This is a genomic window from Aeromonas sp. QDB18 (assembly GCF_027705325.1).
GTDB lineage: Bacteria > Pseudomonadota > Gammaproteobacteria > Enterobacterales > Aeromonadaceae > Aeromonas > Aeromonas caviae.
Genome location: NZ_JAPDBQ010000214.1, coordinates 1 through 4250 on the forward strand (window position 1 = coordinate 1; position 4250 = coordinate 4250).

5 protein-coding genes are annotated in these 4250 nt (G+C 51.9%); all 5 read right to left on the bottom strand.

Annotated elements, in window-relative coordinates:
- Positions 1-621 precede the first annotated feature (621 nt).
- The 5 genes from OKC30_RS19950 to mntA all read right to left on the bottom strand — a co-directional run bounded on the left by OKC30_RS19950 (position 622) and on the right by mntA (position 4135).
- Positions 622-1539 carry an IS5 family transposase gene (locus tag OKC30_RS19950; protein WP_171865420.1) on the bottom strand — a complete coding sequence of 306 codons (918 nt, stop codon included), beginning with the start codon at positions 1537-1539 and terminating at the stop codon, positions 622-624.
- A 21-nt stretch (positions 1540-1560) separates the two neighbouring features.
- Entirely contained in the window at positions 1561-2841 is a 1281-nt protein-coding gene (locus OKC30_RS19955) for a type II toxin-antitoxin system HipA family toxin (protein ID WP_270666940.1), read from the bottom strand.
- Positions 2841-3095 carry a helix-turn-helix domain-containing protein gene (locus tag OKC30_RS19960; RefSeq protein ID WP_017410478.1) on the bottom strand — a complete coding sequence of 85 codons (255 nt, stop codon included), beginning with the start codon at positions 3093-3095 and terminating at the stop codon, positions 2841-2843. Before OKC30_RS19960 ends, OKC30_RS19955 begins: the two co-directional genes overlap by 1 nt.
- Positions 3096-3264: 169 nt before the next feature.
- Complete coding sequence (gene hepT / locus OKC30_RS19965) at positions 3265-3693, bottom strand: type VII toxin-antitoxin system HepT family RNase toxin (RefSeq protein WP_042013332.1); 429 nt, start codon at positions 3691-3693, stop codon at positions 3265-3267.
- On the bottom strand, positions 3686-4135 hold the full coding sequence (mntA, locus tag OKC30_RS19970) for a type VII toxin-antitoxin system MntA family adenylyltransferase antitoxin (protein WP_160836704.1): 450 nt from the start codon (positions 4133-4135) through the stop codon (positions 3686-3688). The genes hepT and mntA overlap by 8 nt, the downstream gene beginning before the upstream one ends.
- Positions 4136-4250: the final 115 nt, after the last annotated feature.

Sequence of the window (4250 nt, forward strand, 5' to 3'; positions counted from 1 at the left end):
CAGGGCGGTGAAGATATCAAAGACCCGTTTTCCGGTAAATCGCAATGCGGCTCCGCTTAAGTGAACAGCATTGCGGGATGAACCCGGGCTTATCATTGCCTGTTCTGCGGACTTACTTGCCGATGCAGAATGTAAATAATCTATTATCTTCAATATTTTAGTGACTTTTCGGGGGCCGCTTGGGGTAAAAGTAACTAAAACAGCATATTGAGAGGCCGCTCACGGGTTTCTGCTATCGTGCAGCGTTCCCACATAGTCCATTCTCGATCGTGCAGCCTTCCCATATGAATCAACGTGATGCCACCACACGCACTTAAAACCGTTTTTTAGGTGAGTTTTGAACATATTTTGAACCGACTGTAGCACCGTCCGGAACCTGGAAAGCCGCTTTACTCTTCGAACCGTGCAAGTTTCCCATAGGTAGTTTGGCTAACCGTGCAGTCATCCCACATACCGCCATTTTAATCCCAGCCCTTTATCAGCCTGGCTGAGCGGGCTTTTAGGCCCTCTAGAATGGTGCTGCTGATGGTATCGGGGAAGCCTGCTGGCAATTGCTGTGTAACGCGGCGTTGTTGATCAATTCATCCACCAAGCAGCAGTTCCCCAGCGGCTTTTCCTGGATTAGTTCAGTGCCTGTCGAACAGGCATTCCTAGTCCTATGACTTTGTTCAATACCTTTACCCCAGCCAGCATTTCGCCGACCTGGGCATTGTGGTTTCTCAGGCTCAGTTTGGGACTAATCAGCTGTTTGTAACGGTACATCGCCGTTTCCGCTTTCGACCGCTGGTGATATCCGGACTGTTTTTGCCATTCGCCCAGTTCACCGGCTTTAAGTGCCTCAACGGCTTCGTTTCGTGGATGCCCTTCTTCCCATAAAGCGGCATTCTTGCGCGGTGGTATGGTGGCCTTGATACCTTTTTTCTTTAGCAGGGCATGGCAATCCCGTGTGTCATAGGCGCCATCGCCACTGACCTGTTCTATCTCGCGCCGCAACGGATTGAGCAGTGTCGGCAATACCTCGTTATCAGCGATGTTTTCCAGACTGCTTTCTGCTGCAACGATGGCATGAGTAGCAGCATCCACAGCAAGGTGCAGCTTGCGCCAGACACGGCGTTTCTCCTTGCCGTGCTTACGCATTTTCCACTCACCTTCGCCGTAAACCTTGAGCCCGGTGGAGTCGATGACCAGGTGTGTCACTGTCCCCTTGCTCGGTGCCCGGTAGTTGATTTCCACCGTCTTGGCCCGCTTGCTGATGCAGCTGTAATCGGGTGATTTCAGTGGCACAGCCATCAGTTTGAACAGCGAGTTAATGAAACCTTCAAGTGCGCGGAGGGGTAGATTAAAGAGCCCCTTGAGCATTAAAGCCGTTTCGATGGCTGTGTCGCTGTAGTGAAACCCTCTACCTCTGCGCCCATGGTGGGTATGGCAATGCCATCGCCGGATAGCTGACGCATCCATCCAGATAGTCAGAGAACCACGTTGTACCAAAGCCTGATTGTACTGTTTCCAGTTGCTGATCTTGTGTTTTGGCTTGCCCATCTGACGCTCCTGGGGGTGAACCTAAGAGATCAGATCACTGAACTGCCGAATAGTTCCCTGATTTGAGCAACAACGCCGTGTAACGCGCTCAATAACATCATCAACGGAGTTGGCCAGTTCTGTCAGGATCTCTTCCATAGCAGAACGCTCAAATCCCACAGCTTTCGCCGTTTGGAAGAAATGACGCGGGAATATCTGCTCAATGGCGTACTTCTTTCCCTTGCTGCTTGCTAGGCCCATAGCGAGCTTGGCGTCCCTTCGGTTGAGGCCTCGGCCGCCAAATACTGGATAGACAGATAGGATGTCGTAAAAAGGGGTCAGGCGAAAACGCCCTTCCGGCTCAATAAAGACCGAGAAGTTTTTTGCATGGCCATCGGTGGCCGCCAGCAGCCAGAACAGGACCTGAGATTTCATGAATAGGTAGCGATCCTGTTCTGGTGTCGCAGAGCCCAGCAAGGTTTTCATGATGTCAGTGATTCCCGGTCCTCCATGGTTCTCGTATTTCCGTGCTGACGGAACATTCAATACCTGACAGAAATCTTCTTGGGGAAGGCGCATGATCCAACTGCGATCGGCAGCGTAACGTCTGTCGAAGCGTTCCACAGCCAGTGCTTTGACCTGGCCAACCTGCATCATGAAGCAGTGAGGTACGGGTAGACCAAACTCCTTGGCAATCAGAGTGCAGAGATATTCGTTTTCTACGCTCTGGGAGAGGTCTATCGAGTAGGAGTGGCTTTCAATCTTGCCGATAGGGAGTTTGATAATGTGGGTTGTCGGCGTTGCGTTGAGTGGCAAGTACCAACGGTCATCGAGATAGAGCAGCGCAGTCTTTTCTTGCGCCCCGGCGATAGAGATCCGGAACTCCTCTTGCTCTCTGACCATCCCCAAAGGGATTCCTGATTTGTAGCTGGTCAGGATCTGCTCGAGCTCGTCATCGGAAAGTGCTTTGTAGTCGATTCGCCTGACATCTGGAACGTCGTGCCCTTCGGTAACCAGCTGTAATGCCCCTACGCTATCCTGGCCAATGCAACTGAGCAGATCGAAGGGCTGGGTTGATGCCGCTTGATAGCGTGCTACAACCCTGTTTCTCACCTCCGTATTATCTGGCAGCAGGTTGTCGAAGAAGTTATAGGTTTCATCGCCCCGGTAGGCCTGATGGCGTAATGGCATGGAGAGTGAGATCGGACGGCTGCCCGGTTGTGCTAGCCATGACTCATGGTACTGAAACTGATGGGCGCCGCTGGTAGTTTTGGTGAATGTGCCTACCCGATAGCCGTTCATGTAGACAGCCAGATTGGCCATTACCACTCCTCCTTCCAGCCCGATGCCGGACTCTCGGATGACTCATTGCGGGGTTTGATATCCACTGACAATTCGAGCGCTGCGAGGATCTTGAACAGGGTTTCCAGCTTGGTGGACTCAGGATTGAGCTCGAAGCTGGAGACTGTGTCTTGCCTAATCCCCACTTTCTCGGCCACTTTGCCTTGAGAGAGCTTTTGAGAAAGCCTGGCATCCTTGATACAGGCGCTCAGCTGCTTGGCGCTGGTTACTTTCATGATTCGACAACCTGGTAGCGTGCCTTCTTCCAATTTACACGCTATGGCAGGTATATCAATGTTTACCTGTTATAGGAGGTAAATATAAATTACACGCTATAGGCGGTATTTAACACTTATCCCCTATAGCGGGTAAGAGAACGGTAAACGGAGATATGACGTCGAAGTTTCAATCAATATGGGCAGCCAACCAGTCGAGACCTTGCTCTGCAAACGTGAACAGCTGGTCGCTATAGCCTTGAGCAATGACGCTACGGATGATCTCGGGGTCAATATTCAGATAGTCGTGCACCAGCGCATTGCGAAGGCCAATGATCTTGCGCCAGCCGATTAAGGTGTCGGGGGATAGCTCACCACGCTGGGCCAGGATTTCGAATGCCTGATAGGCATCCTGTGGGGTATGACTTGCCAATGCTTTAGCCCAGTGCTTTGCCACGCCAATACACGCTTCGATAGACACTTGTAGAGTTCGCTCAGCTGCGCGGTACTCCAGATTGGAAAGCGCCCGCAGCGCCAGAATAGCCCGTATCTCTGACAGCTCGGCCTTATAGCGCGAGAGGCTGATACGTAAAGCTCCTATATAGGCGTTATCACTCATCTTTACTCCACTCCTCAGAATGATGTTTGCTGATATAGGCTTGGCGATGGGGATAACCAAGTTCCATCTGCGACATTATCCGCGCCTCCTCTTGCAAACGCCGCCCCTCATCACGGCTATAGAGAGGACGATTTGCATCTACTACCGCAAAAGCCAACGGAATCGGGGCCTGATTGATATCGACGACCGAAAGTTTCCCCTCTGCCAACCCCAGGGCACGTTGCCACTCCAGCGCGAGCAGTTCAGGGCGCAAGCGGTTTTCCAGTGCAGTACCCAGTGGTCCACTCTGTTTGATTGGATCAAAGGCCACCGCCAGATCCCAGTCGCTGGCAGGACCTGCAGTTCCCTTGGCACGGGAGCCGTAAAGCCAAAGCACCTGCACTTGGGGGTTGCTGTTGGCGAGGGTAATCAGCTGGTGAATAACATCGCTGTCGGGTTTCATATTGGTACGGCCATTTGGTCGTTTGAGACAGAGTTCTGGTTCATGTACAGAACCTTAAGCGGCAAGCGAATTAATAATACCGTCTAACGTGTTGTTTTGCTTGGATTTTCTCTGC

Bases quoted from the DNA above. Each gene is read 5' to 3' on its own strand.
- OKC30_RS19950 (WP_171865420.1), bottom strand. From the start codon at position 1,539: ATGGGCAAGCCAAAACACAAGATCAGCAACTGGAAACAGTACAATCAG.
- hepT (WP_042013332.1), bottom strand. From the start codon at position 3,693: ATGAGTGATAACGCCTATATAGGAGCTTTACGTATCAGCCTCTCGCGC.
- OKC30_RS19955 (WP_270666940.1), bottom strand. From the start codon at position 2,841: ATGGCCAATCTGGCTGTCTACATGAACGGCTATCGGGTAGGCACATTC.
- OKC30_RS19960 (WP_017410478.1), bottom strand. From the start codon at position 3,095: ATGAAAGTAACCAGCGCCAAGCAGCTGAGCGCCTGTATCAAGGATGCC.
- mntA (WP_160836704.1), bottom strand. From the start codon at position 4,135: ATGAAACCCGACAGCGATGTTATTCACCAGCTGATTACCCTCGCCAAC.